Origin of the sequence: Microbacterium sp. dk485 (assembly GCF_004570445.1) — a bacterium.
GTDB classification, from domain to species: Bacteria; Actinomycetota; Actinomycetes; order Actinomycetales; family Microbacteriaceae; genus Microbacterium; species Microbacterium wangchenii.
On the sequence record NZ_SPQW01000001.1, the window covers coordinates 1,271,700 to 1,289,434 of the forward strand.

At 73.0% G+C, this 17,735-nt stretch carries 15 protein-coding genes; 6 read left to right on the forward strand and 9 right to left on the reverse strand.

Annotated elements, in window-relative coordinates:
• Positions 1 to 13 precede the first annotated feature (13 nt).
• The 7 genes from E4V99_RS05915 to allB form a co-directional block, all read right to left on the reverse strand.
• Positions 14 to 1,093, reverse strand: a complete 1,080-nt coding sequence (locus E4V99_RS05915) for an ABC transporter substrate-binding protein (protein ID WP_135116662.1) — start codon at positions 1,091 to 1,093, stop codon at positions 14 to 16.
• A 549-nt stretch (positions 1,094 to 1,642) separates the two neighbouring features.
• Positions 1,643 to 3,010 carry an amidohydrolase family protein gene (locus E4V99_RS05920; protein ID WP_135116663.1) on the reverse strand — a complete coding sequence of 456 codons (1,368 nt, stop codon included), beginning with the start codon at positions 3,008 to 3,010 and terminating at the stop codon, positions 1,643 to 1,645.
• 137 nt (positions 3,011 to 3,147) lie between these two features.
• Positions 3,148 to 4,527, reverse strand: a complete 1,380-nt coding sequence (locus E4V99_RS05925) for a Zn-dependent hydrolase (RefSeq protein ID WP_245233125.1) — start codon at positions 4,525 to 4,527, stop codon at positions 3,148 to 3,150.
• A gap of 3 nt (positions 4,528 to 4,530) precedes the next feature.
• Positions 4,531 to 5,730: an alanine--glyoxylate aminotransferase family protein gene (locus E4V99_RS05930; RefSeq protein WP_135117230.1), complete on the reverse strand. Its 1,200-nt coding sequence runs from the start codon at positions 5,728 to 5,730 to the stop codon at positions 4,531 to 4,533.
• Between the two features lie 149 nt (positions 5,731 to 5,879).
• A complete protein-coding gene (locus E4V99_RS05935; RefSeq protein ID WP_245233126.1) occupies positions 5,880 to 7,532 on the reverse strand; it encodes an AtzH-like domain-containing protein in 1,653 nt (550 codons plus the stop codon).
• Positions 7,529 to 8,773, reverse strand: coding sequence for an acetamidase/formamidase family protein (locus E4V99_RS05940; protein ID WP_135116664.1), 1,245 nt, complete (start codon positions 8,771 to 8,773; stop codon positions 7,529 to 7,531). Before E4V99_RS05940 ends, E4V99_RS05935 begins: the two co-directional genes overlap by 4 nt.
• The gene (gene allB, locus E4V99_RS05945) at positions 8,770 to 10,125 is read right to left on the reverse strand and encodes an allantoinase AllB (protein ID WP_135116665.1); all 1,356 of its coding nucleotides are present in this window, start codon (positions 10,123 to 10,125) and stop codon (positions 8,770 to 8,772) included. The genes E4V99_RS05940 and allB overlap by 4 nt, the downstream gene beginning before the upstream one ends.
• A 129-nt stretch (positions 10,126 to 10,254) precedes the next feature.
• Here allB and uraD point away from each other — a divergent pair, with 129 nt between their 5' ends.
• Genes uraD through hpxO form a run of 3 tightly spaced genes read left to right on the forward strand, consistent with a single transcriptional unit; the run spans position 10,255 to position 12,286 of the window.
• Positions 10,255 to 10,776, forward strand: a complete 522-nt coding sequence (gene uraD, locus E4V99_RS05950) for a 2-oxo-4-hydroxy-4-carboxy-5-ureidoimidazoline decarboxylase (RefSeq protein WP_135116666.1) — start codon at positions 10,255 to 10,257, stop codon at positions 10,774 to 10,776.
• Positions 10,773 to 11,093: a hydroxyisourate hydrolase gene (gene uraH, locus E4V99_RS05955; protein ID WP_135116667.1), complete on the forward strand. Its 321-nt coding sequence runs from the start codon at positions 10,773 to 10,775 to the stop codon at positions 11,091 to 11,093. The genes uraD and uraH overlap by 4 nt, the downstream gene beginning before the upstream one ends.
• A complete protein-coding gene (gene hpxO, locus E4V99_RS05960; protein WP_135116668.1) occupies positions 11,090 to 12,286 on the forward strand; it encodes an FAD-dependent urate hydroxylase HpxO in 1,197 nt (398 codons plus the stop codon). The genes uraH and hpxO overlap by 4 nt, the downstream gene beginning before the upstream one ends.
• 335 nt (positions 12,287 to 12,621) lie before the next feature.
• Here the strand turns inward: hpxO and E4V99_RS05965 are convergent, their stop codons facing one another.
• Positions 12,622 to 13,143, reverse strand: a complete 522-nt coding sequence (locus tag E4V99_RS05965; protein ID WP_135116669.1) for an adenine phosphoribosyltransferase — start codon at positions 13,141 to 13,143, stop codon at positions 12,622 to 12,624.
• A 68-nt stretch (positions 13,144 to 13,211) separates the two neighbouring features.
• On the opposite strand from E4V99_RS05965, the gene E4V99_RS05970 reads away from it, so the two are divergent.
• From E4V99_RS05970 to E4V99_RS05980, 3 genes are read left to right on the forward strand one after another with little or no spacing between them, the layout of a single operon-like run.
• Entirely contained in the window at positions 13,212 to 14,891 is a 1,680-nt protein-coding gene (locus tag E4V99_RS05970; RefSeq protein WP_135062528.1) for a glycoside hydrolase family 13 protein, read from the forward strand.
• Between the two features lie 29 nt (positions 14,892 to 14,920).
• Complete coding sequence (locus E4V99_RS05975; protein ID WP_135062526.1) at positions 14,921 to 15,931, forward strand: LacI family DNA-binding transcriptional regulator; 1,011 nt, start codon at positions 14,921 to 14,923, stop codon at positions 15,929 to 15,931.
• 49 nt (positions 15,932 to 15,980) lie between these two features.
• On the forward strand, positions 15,981 to 17,204 hold the full coding sequence (locus E4V99_RS05980; RefSeq protein WP_135062524.1) for an amidohydrolase: 1,224 nt from the start codon (positions 15,981 to 15,983) through the stop codon (positions 17,202 to 17,204).
• A 36-nt stretch (positions 17,205 to 17,240) separates the two neighbouring features.
• On the opposite strand, the gene E4V99_RS05985 is transcribed toward E4V99_RS05980, so the two are convergent.
• The gene (locus E4V99_RS05985) at positions 17,241 to 17,717 is read right to left on the reverse strand and encodes a hypothetical protein (RefSeq protein WP_135062522.1); all 477 of its coding nucleotides are present in this window, start codon (positions 17,715 to 17,717) and stop codon (positions 17,241 to 17,243) included.
• Positions 17,718 to 17,735: the final 18 nt, after the last annotated feature.

Genomic DNA, 17,735 nt, shown 5'->3' on the forward strand with positions numbered 1-17,735 from the left:
GTTGAACGGGATCTCAGCGCTGGTAGGCGATGAGGTCGGGGTTCTCTTCGTAGACCTCGGCCAGCAGGCTGAGGTCGAACAGGTCCTCGGCGGCGACCTCGATGCCGGCGCCGGCGAGGCTCTTGACGGTCATCTCCTGCAGCTGCTCGGAGATGGTGAACAGGCCGTTCTCCTCCGTCTCGGCGGAGACGACGAGGAGGTTCTGCGCCTCGGATCCGGCCAGGGTCTTGGCCGGGTCGAGGTCGAGATCCTTGCCGTACACCTCGAGGGCGAGGTCGGCGCCGCCCTGGGCGTCGTTGACGGCGTCGGTCCAGCCGCGGATCTCGGCGACGAGGAAGGCCTTCAGCATCTCCCGCTTGCTCTCCAGCGTCTCCTGCGTGACGGTGACGGTCTCGGCCACGAAGGGGAGGCCGTTGTCGGCGAGCTGCAGGTTCGTGGTCGCCAGGCCGGCCATCTCCACCGAGATGGCCTCGTTCGTGATGTAGGACATGAAGCCGTCGACCTCGCCGTTGACCAGGGGCGCGGGGTCGTACTGCACGGGGACGATGGTCAGCTCGCTGGGATCGATGTCGTTCGCAGCCAGCAGCGCGCTGAACAGCGAGCGGTTGGAGTCCTGGACGCCGATCTTCTTGCCCTTGAGGTCGTCGGGCGTGGCGATGTCGCCGCCGTCGGCGAGCGAGAGGACCGTGAACGGGTTGGCCTGGAACGTCGCGCCGATGATCTTCAGCGGTGCGCCCTCGTTCGCGATCGCGGTGCCGATGGCCACCGAGTCGCTCAGGGCGATGTCGGCGGAGCCGCTGACCAGCTCGGCGACCCCCGTGGACGGGCCGGGCACGAGGTTCACCGCGTCGAAGCCGGCCTCCTCGAAGTACCCGTTGCTGTCGGCGAAGTACTCCCCGGCGAACTCCTCGTTGAGGATCCAGCTGAGCTGCAGGGTGATCTCGCCGAAGCTCTCGTCGCCGTCATCCGAGGGCGCCGAGGCCGAGCCGGAGCCGGAGCCTCCGGCGCACGCGGTCAGGGCGAGGGCGGACAGGGCGACTCCGGCGAGGGCCGCGGTGGCGCGCGGTGCGCGCCGGGAAGAGAAGAACGTCATGTGCTGTGTCTCCAGATGCCAGTGGTGCATTCGGGTAGGTGTCGCGGTGCCGCCCTCGGGACTCGACGGTGCGCGGTGCGTCATTCGGCGGAAGCCGGCCTCGGCATTCGCCACGGTATGGGATGTAGATTTCACCAACACTGGCCCGGTGTTTCGGCGCCGTTACACGTGCCGCCGCCGCATCCCGGTCCACGCCGTTCGGCCCGGCCGCCGCCTGCCCGAACTCCTCAAGACCGGCCCGGAAAGGGCGCGGATCGGCCGCATGCGGGCCTTTGCGGCGCGAACTTGAGGAGTTCGGGCGGCGGGAGACGCCGGCAGAGGCCCGGGGAGACTGGCCCGCCCGCCGCCGCGGACACCCACGCCGGAGCAGCCGCGTTGCCGCCGATGCGCGCGCACGCACCCGCCGGCCCGCGCGTCACCGACCCGTCACCCGCCCGAACTCCTCAAGACCGGCCCCGATACGGCGCGGATCGGCCGGATACGGGCCTTTGCGGCGCGCACTTGAGGAGTTCGGGCGGCGGGAGGGTCGGCAAGGGCGGCCCGCCCGGCTCAGCGGGGGTGGGAGGTGCGGGCGGCGAGGGCGGGCAGGTCGGCGTGCAGACGGGCGGATGCTTCGGGTGCGAGCGGGTTCGTCGAGACGCCGCCGTCATCCACGAGCACGCCCCCGACGTACACGTGCCGGAGGTTGCGGGGCGTCATCGACAGCACGTAATTGCGGACGGGGTGCCACAGCGGACCCACGTCGGGCCGGCGAGGGTCGACGACGACGAAGTCGGCGTACTTGCCGACCTCGAGGCTGCCGACGCGGTCGGCGACGCCGAGGATCTCCGCCGAGCCCAGGGTGTGCAGTCGGAGCACCCGCTCGGGCATCATCGCGCGCGGATCCTTCGTGCGGGCACGCTGCATCGCGATGCCCATGCGCATGTTCTGCCACGGGTCCGACACGTCGGTGCAGGCCTGATCGTCCAGTCCCATGCCGACCTTCATGCCGGCCGAGATCATCTCCGGCACGAGTGCGATGCCCGAGGCCAGGCGCCCGTTGGAGGCGGGCTGCCACGACATCGACGAGCCGGCGGCGGCGGCCTCGGCGATGATCTCGGGCGTGGTCTGGATGAAGTGCCCAAACATCATCGCCGGGCCCAGGGCGCCCGCGTCGCGGTACATCGCGAACTTCGACTGCTGCAGCGGCACGGCCTCCGGCGACTCGAGGAAATGCGCCTGGTTCGTGACGCCGAACCGCCGCATCGCCTCCACCTCGACCTCGGCCGCATCCACCCGCGGCGACCACTGCACCTGGCCCATGATCGAAGCGCCCAGGGCGAGGGCGGGGTCCATCGCGCGGGTGTGGGCGACGGATGCGGCGAAGCGGTCGAAGATCTCCTCATCCGACCCGGCGGTGGCGTCCATCCCGATCGCGTCGACGAAGCGGATGCCGGCGTCGCGGCAGCCGTCGGCCTGACGCGTGTGGTACTCCAGCGGGCGCAGCTCCGCCGTGCCGGTGCGGCGCCCGTCGATCATGGGCTCCCACGCCTGCAGCGGGTCGGTGAAGTTGTACGCGGTGGTCACGCCGTTCGAGAGGAAGTCCAGCGCTCCGTGCAGCGTCGACCAGTACGCGTCCTCCGGAGCGAATCCCGCCGTCATGCCGAGCATCGAGTCGCACCAGCCGTACAGCGTCTCGCTGACCCCCAGGCCCCGCAGGCCGCTGGTGAACAGGTGCGAGTGGCTCGACACGAATCCGGGTGCGACGAAGGCGCCGTCGACGTCGAGAACCTCATCGGCGGTGACCGCGGGTGCGCCCTCACCGAGGGCGGCGATGCGGCCGTCTTCGATGAGCATCCAGCCGCGCTCGAGGTATCCGGGGTCGTCGGTGCCGGCGGGAACGGTGATCAGGCGGGCACCGGTGACCAGGAGAGACATGCGGATCCTTCGGGTGGGAGCAGCGCGGCCGGGCGACCGCGACTCCCGGCACGCTACGAGACGGGGGTTACGCGGACACGGCGGTGTGTTTCGCCGTGGTTACGAAGGTGCCCGGGCGGCGCCGGTGGGAGGCCTGGTCAGGCGAGCGGCTCGGCGGCCAGGTGCAGCACCGATTCGGCCAGGGCGCGGATGCTGGCACCCACGTCGGCCGCCGACACCGCCTCGTCCGGGTGGTGGCTGATTCCGTCGGGGTTGCGCAGGAACAGCATCCCGACGTCGGTGATGCCGCCGATGGCCATCGCGTCGTGGCCGGCACGGCTGAAGATCTGCGCGGGGCCGTCGGCGCCGGGCGCGAGGGTGGCGCCGATGCCGGCGCGGACGACGTCCTGCAGCAGCGGCGCGCAGAACACCGCCGGCGCCGAGTGCACCTCGCGCGCATGCCAGCGCAGGCCGCGGCGGCCCATGATGACGTCGAGCTCTCGCGCGATCCCGTGCCACACGCGGTCACGCGTGTCGTCGAACTCCCCCCGCAGGTCCAGGGAGAAGTGCGCCTCGCCGGGAACGATGTTGACGGCGCCGGGGAAGGCCTCGAGCTGCCCGACCGTGCCGATGATGTGGTGCTCGCCGCGGCAGATCCGCTCGACGGCGAGCGCCGCCTCGCTCGCACCCAGGAGCGCATCCCGCCGCATGTCGTAGGGGGTGCCGCCGGCGTGACGGGCCTCGCCCTCCACCACGAGCTGGAACCTCCGGGCGCTCGCGATCGACGACACCACGGCGAGCGCCTCGCCGCGACGGTCGAGCTCCGGACCCTGCTCGATGTGCGCCTCGAGGTAGCCGACGAGCTCGTCGGGTCGCCGGGCGGCCTCCCCGATGCGCCCGGGGTCGAGCCCGAACTCCCGGAACGCGTGGCGGAGGCTCACGCCGTCGCCGTCGGTCAGCTCCCACCACGAGTCATCCCACGCGCCCGCGACGGCCGAGGAGCCCAGCAGCGCCTTGCCGAATCGCGTGCCCTCCTCGTCGGAGAACGCGATCACCTCCAGGGCGAACGGGAATGGCGCGTAGACGGTGCCGTCATCGCGGATGCTGCGCAGCAGGCGGGCGACCTCGAGGGCCATCAGCACGCCCACGATGCCGTCGAACCGCCCGGCGTCGGGCACGGTGTCCAGGTGCGAGCCGAGGAGGAGGGCCGGCGCGTCGCGCGGGCCGGCGTCCGCCGCGGGTCCCGGCCGCTGGGGCAGGCTGCGCGACCGGCTGGAGGCCAGGCCACTGAGCGATCCGGCGGCATCGGGATCCAGGCGCCCGACCTGGTTGCCCGCGGCGTCCTGCCACGAGGTCATCCCGATCTCCCGCATCCACTCGGCGACCAGCCGGTTGACCCGCGCGTGCTCGGGCGAGAGGTACACCCGCTCGATGCGCCCAGGGGTGGCCGTCACACGGGCGAGCTCGTCGCACCGCGCCATGACCCGGCGGGCCGCCGCCGCGATGCGGTCGGGCGAGGTCTCCAGGCGCGTCCGCACGGCTCAGTCCCCGCCCGGCGCGTCGGTCGAGGCGTACACGCCTTCGGCCGCCTCCACGCCGCCGCCGGCGGGGACGGATGCGCCGAACCGTCGCAGCACGGATTCCAGCGCCGCGAGGGTCTGGAGCACCGCATCCGTGCGGGCGTTGTAGCCCATCGTCCCGATGCGCCACACCCGCCCGTGCAGCGGGCCGAAGGACGTGCCGATCTCGATGCCGAAGTCCGCCAGCAGCGCCGAGCGCACCGCCTCACCCGGCACGCCCTCGGGAATCTCCACGGCCACGACGTTGTGCATCTTGTGCGCGAGGTCGCCGAAGACCCCGAGGCCGAGTCCGCGAACGCCCGCGAGCATCGCCTCGCCGTGCAGCCGGTGCCGCGCGATGACGGCGGCGCGCCCTTCGGTCAGCAGCACGCGCGCGCACTCGCGGGCGGCGTAGAGCATCGACGTCGCTTCGGTGTGGTGGTTCAGCCGGCGCGGACCCCAGTAGTCCAGGATCATCCCGAGGTCGAAGTAGTTCGAGCGGACGAAGTCCCCCGCGTCGGGGTCGCCCTCCTCCCGGATGCCGGCCTCCACGCGTGCCCGCGACCGGATCACCTCCACCGCCCGCTCCGACAGGGTGATCGGTGCGGAGCCGGACGGACCGCCGAGGCATTTCTGCAGACCGGCGGTGGCGGCATCCACGCCCCACGCGTCGGCCTCGAACTCGTTGCCGCCGAGGGATGCGGTGGCATCGGTGTAGAACAGCACGCCGTGCGCACGGCAGATCTCGCCGATCTCCTCCAGGGGTTGGTTCATCGTCGTGGACGTGTCACCCTGCACGAGGGCGAGCACGTGCGGACGCACGCGCGCGACGGCCTCGCGGATCGCCGACACCGGGAACACCCGGCCCCACGGCACCTCGATGGTGTGCACCTCGGCGAGCGCGCGTTCGGCGATCTCGGCGAGCAGGTGGCCGAACCTCCCGAAGATGGGCACGAGCACGCGGTCGCCGGGGCGGATGAGGGAGACCAGCGCCGCCTCGATCCCGGCCCGGGAGGTGCCGTCGATGAGGAGGGTCGCGTCGTTCTCGGTGGCCCACACGCGGCGGTACAGGTCCTGCGTCTCGGCCATCGTCGCCGTCATGAACGGGTCGTACTGCCCCACGAGCGGCGCCGACATCGCCCGCAGCACGCTCGGGTAGGCCGAGATGGGCCCGGGGCCCATGAGCAGGCGTGCAGGAGGGTCGATGGGGCCGGGCACGGATGGGGCGGTCACAGGTTCTCCGTCATGGTCGGGTTTCGGGGGGGATATGGGGGGTCGGGAGGTGGCGGGGAGGCGGGAGTGATGTCGGCCGGTCGGGGCGGGCGGCGGGGTCAGGAGAGGGCTCGGGCGAGGCGGCGGGCCAGGCGCACGAGCGCGATGTCGGTGCCCGGCGCCGACACGAGCGAGACCCCGACGGGCGCCTCACCGACCGGGGAGGGCACCGTCAGCAGCGGCACGGAGATCGCCGGCAGGCCCGCGACGGCGGCGGGTGCCGTCATCCGCAGGGTCGCCGCACGGGCCGCGTCGACGGCCGCCGCATCCGCTGTGCGCAGCGGGGCGGGTCCGGGGGCGGTAGGGAACAGCAGCACGGCGCCGCGGACGAGATCGGTCAGCCGCCCGCGCAGGGCGGTGACGGCCTCGCGCGCCGCGGCTTCGGCCGCGGGGTCGACGGCGGCGGCGACGCGGAAGCGTTCGGCCACCGCGGGGCCGAGGGCACCCGGGTGCGCGCGGAGCCACTCGCCGTGGTTGCGCCATGCCTCCGCGCCCTGCACGGTGCGGAAGGCGTCGAGGATGGCGCCGAGGTCGCCGGCGTCCGCGGGCGTCACCTCCGGCGCATCCGCCGTCTCCCCCAGCGCCGCGACGAGGGCGTCGAACGCGCTGCGCGTGGCGGGTTCCGCCTGCGCGCGCAGGTCGGCGGGCACGACGAAGCGCCATGGCAGATCGTCACCCGAGGCGCCGAAGACGCTCTCGGTCGACTCCGAGCCGTCGTAGCTCAGGCACCAGTCCACGACGCGCTGCAGCGTCTCACCGTCGCGCGTGAGCCAGCCGACGGTGTCGAAGGTCTGCGCGAGGGGCAGGAGGCCCTGACGCGGGACGAGTCCGTGCGTCGTGCGCAGGCCCCACAGGCCCTGGTACGACGCCGGCACCCGGATCGATCCGGCCGTGTCGGTGGCCAGCCCGATCTCGGCCTGCCCGGTGGCCACCGCCGAGGCGGGGCCGTTCGAGGACCCGCCCGGCAGCGCACCGGGGACGGCCCCGTTGGGCGGAGTGCCGTAGTGCGGATTATCGCCGGCGATCGAGTACGCGAACTCGTCGGTGCGCGCGATGCCGCGCAGGGATGCTCCGCCGCGCAGCAGGTCGGATACGGCCGGCGCCGTCGTGGTCTCCGGCCGTGCCTCTTCCAGGTAGGTCGGATTGCCCGCGCCGATGCGGAATCCCTTGACGGCGAACAGGTCTTTCACGGCCACCGTGAGGCCGGCCAGCGGCCCCTCCCACGCGCCTTGGAAGAACGGGTCGCCCACGCTCCGCCACACCGATCGGTCGAACGCCTGCGCGCGCGGGGTCACGTGGGCGGCGGTGATGAGCCACCGCCCGTCGATGCGCTGCCACACCTGAGTCTGCAGGCCGCTCCCGCCGCCGGCGTACCGCGAGACCGACACCAGCAGCGCGGTGTCCTCGCCCAGGGGCCGGTACTGGATGCTGTCGATCGTGCGCCGCGCGACGCCCCCGCGCCGCGACCGGAACGCGCGGATGGCGTCGTGCCCGACGAGCAGACCCGCCCCGTCACCGCGCAGCACGTCGGGGCCGGGCGCGAAGGACGCGTCGAGCACGTCAAGGTCGTTCTCGACCACCGCACGCTCGTACGCCTCGAAGGCGGCCCGCAGGTCGTCGGGAATGGCCGCATCCGCCCCGCTCCCCGGCTCTGCCGCATCCGTCATCGCCGCACCGTTCCCCGCCGCATCCGTCATCTCCGCACCTGTCATCGCGTCTCCGTCCCGGTCGCGCCGCTGGATTCAGGAGATCTGCCGAGATCAGGCCGATTTCGGCCGGATGCTCCTGATCCGGGTGATTCTCCTGATTCGGGGAGAGCGGCCGGACGCGCGACAGCGGCGAAGTCGGCGACGCGGATGCGGGCGTGCACGCCGCTGATGATGTCGACGACCTGCGAGATGTCGAAGTCGGTGGCTGCGCTCAGGTAGGCGTAGGCGAGGTGCTCGTCCAGCCCCCATCGGGCCTGGAGAAGCGACAGGGCCGCGCGGACGCAGCGGCGCATGGCCTCGTCGAGGTCGATGTCCATCCCCGTCGGCACGAGATACGCGTCGGTGCGGATGAGGGGTCCGGTGATCTCGCCGAACTCGGCGAGCGCCTCCGGGCGCGGCACGACGTCGAAGCGCAGCGTCGCGCGCAGCGACGCCTCCAGCGCCGTGAGCGCGACCTCGCCGTCGCCCTGCGCGAAGTGCGGATCGCCCACGTACGCGAGGGCGCCCTCGACCTGGACCGGCAGGTACAGCACGGCGCCTTCCACGAGCAGGTTGATGTCGATGTTGCCGCCGTGCTCGCCCGGCGGCACGGAGTGCGGCCGTTCGCCGCCGGCCACGGCGACGCCCATCGTGCCGAGGAACGGCGCGAGCGGGAAGGCGACGATCCGCTCGCCGCCGTCGGTGACCGGGAGCGTGCCGAACAGCCGCCCGTCGCGCTCCTCGACGGCGGCGAAGACGCTGACGGTGCCGGGCGTGCGCGGCAGCTCCCCCACGAGCGCGCCCTTGCCGTGCCGGTTGGAGATGACGCCGTACGGCACGCGGGGCACCAGCTGCTCGACGGTGATCTTCAGCAGGTCGCCCGGGCGCGCGCCGTCGATGCGGATCGGCCCGGTCACCACGTGCGGGCCGTCGGCCGCCGCATCCCTCGGCACGGTCGCAGCGATCGCCACGGCATCGTCGAGGACGTCGGATGCGGCGACCCCGTGCCGCGCGAAGAACGCCACCGGGTCCTTGCCCTGGTCATCGAGGATGCCCTCGTGGCTCACGGTGTCGATCGTCACGGTCTCACCCGTCGCGATGGTGAGGACGGCGGCATCGGTCGCGCACGGCAGCCTGCCCCACAGGACCGTCTCCGGCGTGGACGGCAGGTAGCGCGCTCCCGGCTCGATGCCGATGCCCGGCTGCAGGATCGGGACGGCGGGGGTGGCGGCGGTACCCGGCGCGGCGAGATCGGGCGCCGTCATCGGTCACTCCCCCATCCGGCCAGCGCGGCCGGCTCAGCCAGGATCTCCCGGCCGGCGCGGGCGATGACACCCTCGCCCCGGCGGTAGGCCGGGATCCCGTGCACCCACGTTTCGGCCACGACCCCGTGCAGGCTGCGCCCGTCCCACGGCGACATCTTGTTGCGGTACTCCAGCTCCCCCGCGCGCACCGTGTGCGCCGCGTCCGGATCGAACGCGACCAGATGCGCGGACTCGCCGGCCTGGATCCGCCCCGCCCCGCCCAGCCCGCCGATGCGGGCCGGGCCGGTCGTGAACAGCGGGAGGATGCGCTCGAGCGGGATGCCGCGGCGGCGGGCCTCGGTCCACACCGCGGAGAAGCCGGTCTGCAGGCCCGAGATTCCGCCCCACGCGAGTCCGAAGTCGGGCGAGGCCTTCAGCGCCGGGGTGGCGGGCGAGTGGTCGCTCACGATCGCGTCGACCGTGCCGTCCAGCACCCCCTCCCACAGCAGGTCGCGGTTCGCGGCGTCGCGGATCGGCGGGCAGCACTTGAACTCCGCGGCGCCGTCGGGCACCTCATCCGCCGTCAGCGTCAGGTAGTGGGGGCACGTCTCGACCGTCAGCGGCACGCCCTCGGCCTTGGCGGCGCGCACGTCGGCGAGCGCTCCCCCGTCCGACACGTGCACGATGTGGGCGCGCCCGCGCGTGCGCCGCGACGCGTCGATGACGGTGCGGATGGCCGCACGTTCGCCGGCGGCCGGGCGCGACGCCTCGAACGCGGTGTAGTCGGTGCCGAGCGGACCGTCGGCGCTCAGGTGCGCGGGGTCTTCCGCGTGCACGATGAGGATGCTGCCGAGCTCGGCGATCTCGGTGAGGGCGGCCTCCAGCTGGTCGGCGTCGAGATGACCGAACTCGTCGATGCCCGACGGCGACAGGAAGCACTTGAAGCCGACCACGCCCGCCGCATCCAGTGCCGCGAGCGACCCGAGGTTCTCCGGCACGGCGCCGCCCCAGAACCCCACATCGACGGCGAGCTGACCGGCCGTCGCGGCCCGCTTGGCGGCGAGGGCGGCAGGCGTCGTGGTGACCGGGATGCTGTTGAGCGGCATGTCGAGGATCGTCGTGACACCGGCGGCGGCCGCGGCCGCGGTGCCCGTCGCGAACCCCTCCCATTCCGTGCGGCCGGGCTCGTTGAGGTGCACGTGCGAGTCGACCAGGCCGGGAAGGAGAACGTGCGTATCGGGGAGCACGATGTCGGCATCCGGGTCGAACGCATCCACCGCCGCGATCACGCCCCCGGCGATGCGGACGGTCGCCGGCACGAACGCGCCGTCGAGGTACACGCGGGCGGCCGAGACCGAGGAGGGGGTGGTCATGGCGCCACCGTACGGTTTCCGCATTTCCCGGATGTTACCCAGGGCAACATCTCGTGCGCGTGTTCCGTGGTTTCCTCTCCCCCGCGTCGCGTCACGAGCCGGAAACGCGGCCGCGCTACCGTGACCGGCATGGAGCTGGAAGAGTTCAACGCCGCCGATCCGGATGAGGCCGCGAGCGTCGTGCGGGTGTGGGCCGACGTGCCGGGATGGGTGGATGCCGTGGTCGCGGGCCGCCCGTACGCCTCCGTCGACGCCCTCGCCGCCTACGCCGGTGCGCTCGCCTCCACGTGGGCGCCCGCCGACCTGGAGGCCGCGCTCGCGCACCACCCGCGGATCGGCGCACGCGTGACCGGCACGGGCGCGGAGGCCGCGGCATCCCGGCGGGAGCAGGCGTCCATGGCCGCCGCACCCGACGAGGTCGCCGCCGCCCTGGCCGCGGGGAATGCGGCCTATGAGGAGCGGTTCGGCCGGGTCTTCCTCATCCGCGCCGCCGGGCGGACACCGTCGGAGATGCTGTGCGAACTGCAGCGGCGCCTGGGCAACCCGGCCGATGTCGAGGCCGCCGAGGCCACCGCGCAGCTGGCCGAGATCGCGCTGCTGCGCCTGCGGACGGCCCTCGCCACCGACAGCGCGCCCGAGGAGGCCGAGTGACCCACCTCACCACGCACGTCCTGGACTCCGTGTGCGGTGAGCCCGCCGCCGGGATCGCCGTCACCCTCGCCGCCGCCGCGACGCCGCTGGCCCACGGCGCGACCGACTCCGACGGACGCCTCGCCCTCGGCCCCGACCGGCTGGAACCCGGCGAGTACAGCCTCACGTTCCGCACGGGCGACTACTTCGCCGCGCGGGGGACGGCGAGCTTCCATCCCTCCGTCACGGTGACCTTCACCGTCGACGACAGTGGGCGGCACCTGCACGTGCCGCTGCTGCTGAGCCCGTTCGCCTACTCCACCTACCGCGGATCATGAAGGTTCTCGTCATCGGCGCCGGCGTCGGCGGCACGAGCGCCGCGCTCGCCCTCCAGCGCCTCGGTCACGACGTCGTCGTCTACGACCAGATGCGCGAGAACAAGCCGGTCGGTGCGGCGCTGTCGCTGTGGTCCAACGGCGTCAAGGTGCTCAACTGGCTGGGCCTCGGCGACGCGGTGGCCGCCCTCGGTGGCCGCATGGACCTGATGGCGTACTACGACGGGCACACCGGCGAGCAGATGTGCCGCTTCAGCCTCGACCCCGTCACGACCCAGACCGGTCAGCGCCCCTACCCCGTCGCGCGCGCCGACCTGCAGGCACTGCTGATGGATGCAGTCGGGCTCGACCGCATCCGACTGGGCATGCGGCTGACAGGCATCCAGGACGACGGCACCACCGTCACGGCGACCTTCGCCGACGGCTCGACCGACACCGCCGACCTCCTCATCGGCGCCGACGGAGCCCGCTCGTTCACGCGCGACTACGTCACGGCGGATGCGGCCAGCCGCCCCGAGCGCACCTACTCGGGGTACACGAACTTCAACGGCCTCGTCCCCATCGACGAGCGCATCGGCCCCGCCGACCAGTGGACGACCTACGTCGCCGAGGGCAAGCGCTGCGCCGTGATGCCCGTCGCCGGCGACCGGTTCTACTTCTTCGTCGACGTGCCGCAGCCCGCCGGGCTCCCCTACGACCGCGCCGCCGACGGCAAAGCCCCGCTGGAGGCCGCGTTCGGCGGATGGGGGGCACCCGGTGTGCGGGCGCTCCTGGACGCCATCGACCCCGCCGCATCCCTCAATCGCGTCGAGATCTGGGACATCGACCCGTTCCACACGTGGGTGCGGGGGCGGGTGGCGATCCTCGGGGATGCGGCCCACAACACCACGCCCGACATCGGGCAGGGGGCGTGCTCGGCGCTGGAGGACAGCTTCGCGCTGGGCATCGTCTTCGCCACCAACACCCTCGGCATCGAGGATTCGCTGCGCCGATACCAGGACATCCGCTCGACGCGGGCCGGCGACCTCGTCCTGCGGGCCCGCAAGCGCGCGCACGAGACGCACGCGTTCGATCCCGCCGCGACCCAGGCCTGGTACGACGGCCTGCGGCGCGAGGACGGCACGGGGGTGATCCGCGGCATCGTCGGCAACATCGAGGGCAGTCCGGTGAACCTCGGCGGCGGCATCCTGGCCTAGCCGCCCACGGTCGGGCGAGCCGCGCGCGCAGAACTCAGGAGATACCGACTCCGACACCGGTGACAGCAGCCCGGAACGGCCGGATCTCCTGAGTTCTGCGCGACTGGATGCCGCCGCCCGGTCGCCGACCCGGCGGAGCACCCGGCGCACGGACCGGGCGCCGCACCTCGGGTCGCGCCCTGGCCGGGCGCACCCGGCGCGCAGCGGAGCGCGCAGAACTCAGGAGATACCGACTCCGACACCGGTGACAGCGGCCGAGAAAGGCCGGATCTCCTGAGTTCTGCGCAAGAGCGACAGGGGCGTAGCGGCCGTGAGCGGCGGCCGGGAGCGGCGGGTCAGATGTGGAAGAGGGCGTGCAGCGGAGCGTCGCCCAGTGCGTCGCGCCCTCGGAGGGCGTCGATCTCCAGCAGCACCGCGGTGCCCACGACGGTGCCGCCGAGGCCGGTGACGAGCTCGCGCGCGGCGGCGATGGTGCCGCCGGTGGCGAGCACGTCATCCATCAGCAGCACGCGCGTGCCGGGGGCGATGTCGTCGTGCATCTCGATCTCGGCGGTGCCGTACTCCAGTGCGTAGGAGACGGATGCGGCGGGCCGGGGCAGCTTCCCGGCCTTGCGGATCGGCACCAGCCCCGCGCCCGCGGCGATCGCTGCGGCGCCGGCGAGGAGGAACCCGCGCGCCTCGATTCCGGCGACCACGTCGAATTCGTCGGCGAAGGGGGCGATGAGGGCGTCGATGCTCGTGCGCAGCGCGGCGGCGTCGGCCAGCAGCGGCGTGATGTCGCGGAAGATCACGCCCGGTTCGGGATAGTCGGGGATGCTGCCGATCAGGCTTTCGGCACGCGCGAGGTCGGACACCAGGCCACCCTACCGGCCGGATCCTGAGCGTTCCCACCACTGATGTAAGCGTTTGCACTACCCTGGACGCCATGACTTCGACGCAGCAGGAGACGCAGCACGCGGCCGCAGCCGCCCCCGGGTCGGAGTGGTGGCGCACGGCGGTCATCTATCAGATCTACCCCCGCTCCTTCGCGGACGAATCCGGCGACGGCGTGGGCGACCTGCCCGGCGTGACGGCGCACCTGGACGACCTGCGCGAGCTGGGGATCGACGCGATCTGGCTGAGCCCCTTCCAGCGCTCTCCGCAGAAGGACGCCGGCTACGACGTCTCCGACTACTGCGACGTCGACCCCCTCTTCGGCACGCTCGCCGACTTCGACGACCTCCTCGCCGGCGCACACGATCGCGGCATCCGCATCATCGTCGACCTCGTGCCCAACCACTCCTCCGACCAGCACGAGTGGTTCCAGGCCGCCCTGGCCGCAGGCCCTGGGAGCCGCGAGCGGGCGCGCTACATGTTCCGCGACGGCACGGGCGAGCACGGCGAACTGCCCCCGAACAACTGGGAATCCGTGTTCGGCGGGCCGGCCTGGACGCGCGTCACCGAAGCCGACGGGACGCCGGGGCAGTGGTACCTGCACCTGTTCGACACCTCCCAGCCCGACTTCGACTGGTCCAACGAGGAGGTGCGGGAGGAGTTCCGCCGCATCCTGCGCTTCTGGCTCGACCGCGGCGTGGACGGTTTCCGCGTCGACGTCGCCCACGGGCTGGTCAAGCAGGAGGGCCTGCCCGACTACACCCCGAATCCGGACGCCGGCTCCATGGGCGGCGACGAGGGCTCGGTGCCGTACTGGGGCCAGCCGGAAGTGCACGAGATCTACCGCGACTGGCACGAACTGCTCGCGGAGTACGACGGCGACCGGGCACTGTGCGCCGAAGCGTGGCTGCCGAGCATCGCGAAGACCGCCCTGTGGGTGCGGCCGGACGAGATGCACCAGGCGTTCAACTTCGAATACCTCGAGACCGAGTGGGATGCCGCGAAGCTGCGTGCCGTCATCGCCGAATCGCTCGCGGCCTACTCCGCGGTGGGCGCACCCAGCACGTGGGTGCTGTCCAACCACGACGTGGTCCGCCACGCCTCGCGGCTCGCGCTGACGGCGGAGAACCCCCAGGGACACGGCATCGGCCCGGCCTCCCCGGGCCAGCCGATCCCCGAGGTGGGCCTGCGCCGCGCACGCGCCGCGACGGCGCTCATGCTCGCCCTCCCCGGCTCCGCCTACGTCTACCAGGGCGAGGAGCTGGGCCTGCCCGAAGCCATCGACCTGCCCGACGACGCGCGTCAGGACCCGACGTGGTTCCGCACCCAGGGCGAGCGCTACGGACGCGACGGATGCCGCGTGCCACTGCCGTGGAGTCCTTCCGCCCCCGCCTTCGGCTTCAGCCACACCGGCGAGAGCTGGCTCCCCCAGCCCGCGCAGTGGCGGGAGCTGGCCCGGGAGGTGCAGGCGGCGGACCCGGAGTCGACCCTGTCGCTGTACCGCACGCTGCTCGCCGAGCGCCGCGCCCGAGGGCTCGGTGCCGGCGCCCTGGAGTGGCTGGACGGCTTCGGGGACGGCGTCGTGGCGTTCCGCAACAACGGCCTGACGGTCGTCGCGAACGTCGACGGCGCCACGGTGCCGCTCCCGCACGGCACGGTGGTGGCCGCGAGCGGTCCGCTCGCACCCGAGGGCGTGCCGGTCGACACGACGGTCTGGATCGCGGCGGACTGATCCGCGGGAGCGCCGCGGAGGCGGTCGACATGGTGAGCATCGACGAGGTCGCGCGCGTGGCCGGCGTGTCCACGGCGACGGTCTCGCGTGCCCTCAGCGGCCGCGGCCACGTGTCCGACGCGACGCGCACGCGCGTGCTCGACGCCGCCGACCGCCTCGGGTACGTCGTGTCCGCCTCGGCATCGAGCCTCGCGTCGGGCCGCACGCGCAACATCGGCGTGCTGGTGCCGTTCCTGGACCGCTGGTTCTTCAGCACGGTGCTCGCCGGCATCTCCGCCGCGCTCATGCGGCGCGGGTACGACATCACCCTCTACAGCGTCACCGACGACCCGGGCGAGCGCCGCACGGTGTTCGAGACGTTTCTGCGCCGCCGGCGGATCGACGGCGTCATCGCGATCTCCATCGCCCTCGGCGGGGAGGAGTCCCAGCGCCTGCACGACCTCGGCATTCCCGTGATCGCGATCGGCGGGCCCAACCCGCAGCTGACGACGCTGACCGTCGACGACGTCGCCGTGGCGCGCCTGGCGACCCAGCACCTGCTCTCCCTCGGGCACACCCGCATCGCCCACATCGGCGCGACCCCCGAGTTCGACATCGACTTCCACATCCCCACCCAGCGCCGGCAGGGGTTCGAGCAGGCGCTGGCGGATGCGGGGATCCCGGCTCTGCCGGCGCTGTACGAGCCGGCCGACTTCACGATCGAGGGCGGGTTCCGCGCCGCCAAGCAGCTGCTGGGGCGCCCCGGCGAACGACCCACCGCGATCTTCGCGGCCTCCGACGAGATGGCCATCGGCGCCGTCCTGGCCGCGCGCGAGCTCGGCTACCGCGTGCCCGAGGATCTGTCGGTGATCGGCATCGACGGGCACGAGCTGGGCGGGTTCTTCCGTCTCACCACGATCGACCAGTTCCCCACCGCCCAGGGTGAGCAGGCCGCCGACGCGATCCTCGCCGAACTGGAGGGGCCGGCGTCGGCCCCGCAGCCGACGGCGCGGCTGCCCTTCGAGCTCGTCGTCCGCGGCACCACGGCGCGGCTGCGCTGAGCCGGACCGTCGTCCGCGCCGCCGGAGGGCCCGCGTCTAGGCTCGACGCATGAGCATCGATCTGGAGAGCCTGTACCGCGACCTGCACCGCCATCCCGAGCTGTCGTTCCAGGAGACGCGGACGGCGGGGGTCATCGTGCGGCATCTCACCGAGCTCGGCCTCGAGGTGGAGGAAGGCGTCGGCCGCACGGGTGTCGTGACCGTGGTGCACGGCGCTGCGCCCGGCGATGGCCCGGTCGTGTGGCTGCGGGCCGACATGGACGCCCTCCCCGTCGAGGAGCACACGGGGCTCGATTACGCCAGCACCGCCCGCGGCGTGGATCCCTCCGGCGCGGAGGTCCCGGTGATGCACGCGTGCGGTCACGACATGCACGTGGCGGCGCTGCTCGGGGCCGTGGAGCGCCTCGTCGCGACCCGCGAGGAGTGGTCGGGCACGGTCGTGGCCGTCTTCCAGCCCGCCGAGGAGTACGGCGCCGGGTCGCGCGCCATGATCACCGACGGCGTGCTCGAGCGGTATCCGAGACCCGACATCGTGCTCGGCCAGCACGTCACCCCGCTGCCGGCCGGCGTGGTCGGCGTGCGCCCCGGCACGCAGATGGCGGCGTCGGACGGTCTGAGCGTCGTCCTGCACGGCCGCGGCGGACACGGGTCGCGCCCGCAGTCCACGATCGACCCCGTCGTGATGGCGGCGGCCACCGTCATGCGGCTGCAGACGATCGTCTCCCGCGAGACCGACCCGCGCGACGTCGCGGTCGTGACCGTCGGCTCCATCCACGCCGGGCTGAAGAACAACATCATCCCGGCGGAGGCGAAGCTCGAGCTGAGCCTGCGCTACCCCGACGACGACGCCCGCGACCGCGTGCTGGAGAAGGTGGAGCGGATCGTGCGGGCCGAGGCGATGGCATCCGGGGCGGAGCAGACCCCCACCATCTCGACCGACCACACGCTGCCGCCCACGATCAACGACGACGAGGCCACGGCGCGCGTCACGTCCGCCTTCGAGCGCCATTTCGGCGAGGGCAGCGTCGTGGATCCGGGCATGTTCACCGGCAGCGAGGACGTCTCGTGGTTCGCGCGGGACGCCGGCGCGCCCCTGGTGTTCTGGTTCTGGGGCGGGGTCGACCCGCTGGCGTACGCCGAGGCCGCCGCCGCCGGGACCCTCGAGCGCGACATCCCGACGAACCACTCGCCGTTCTACGCGCCGGTGCTCCAGCCCACCCTGAGCCGCGGCGTGGAGAACCTCGTCGTGGCCGCGCGGGAGTTCCTGGCCTGAGAGCCGGCACCCCGCCGGGCCCTGACGCCGTCGGGGTCAGACGCGTCCCTGGATCGTTCGCCACGAGAGCGTGCCCACCACCGCGGCCAAGAGCGTGAACATCGCCGTGACCACGAGGGCGAGGACGACGCGACCGCCGTCGTCCGTGCCCTGCGCGATGATCCATCCCAGCAGCGTCGCCGTCCACGCGAAGGTGAGCACGATCGGGATCCCGGCGACCCACCACGCCGGCACCGCGTCCCACGCGACGGCCCCGACCACCCACACGACCGCCGCGAAGGCCAGGAGGGCCGCTGTGGCGACATAGGCCTCCGCCGGCACGGGCCCCAGATCCACCGCGCGCGCGGGGCGACCGGGGAGGACGAGGTCGACCGATCCGGACGGGAGGGCACGGATGCCCCACCAGACCGCGAGAAGGGCGACGGCGAACGGGACGGCGCCGTACGCGGCGACGGACCACCGCGATCGGAGCCCGGGCGCGAGGCGAGGCGGCGCTGGACGGCGGAGGATCATCGATCGAATCTAGACGGA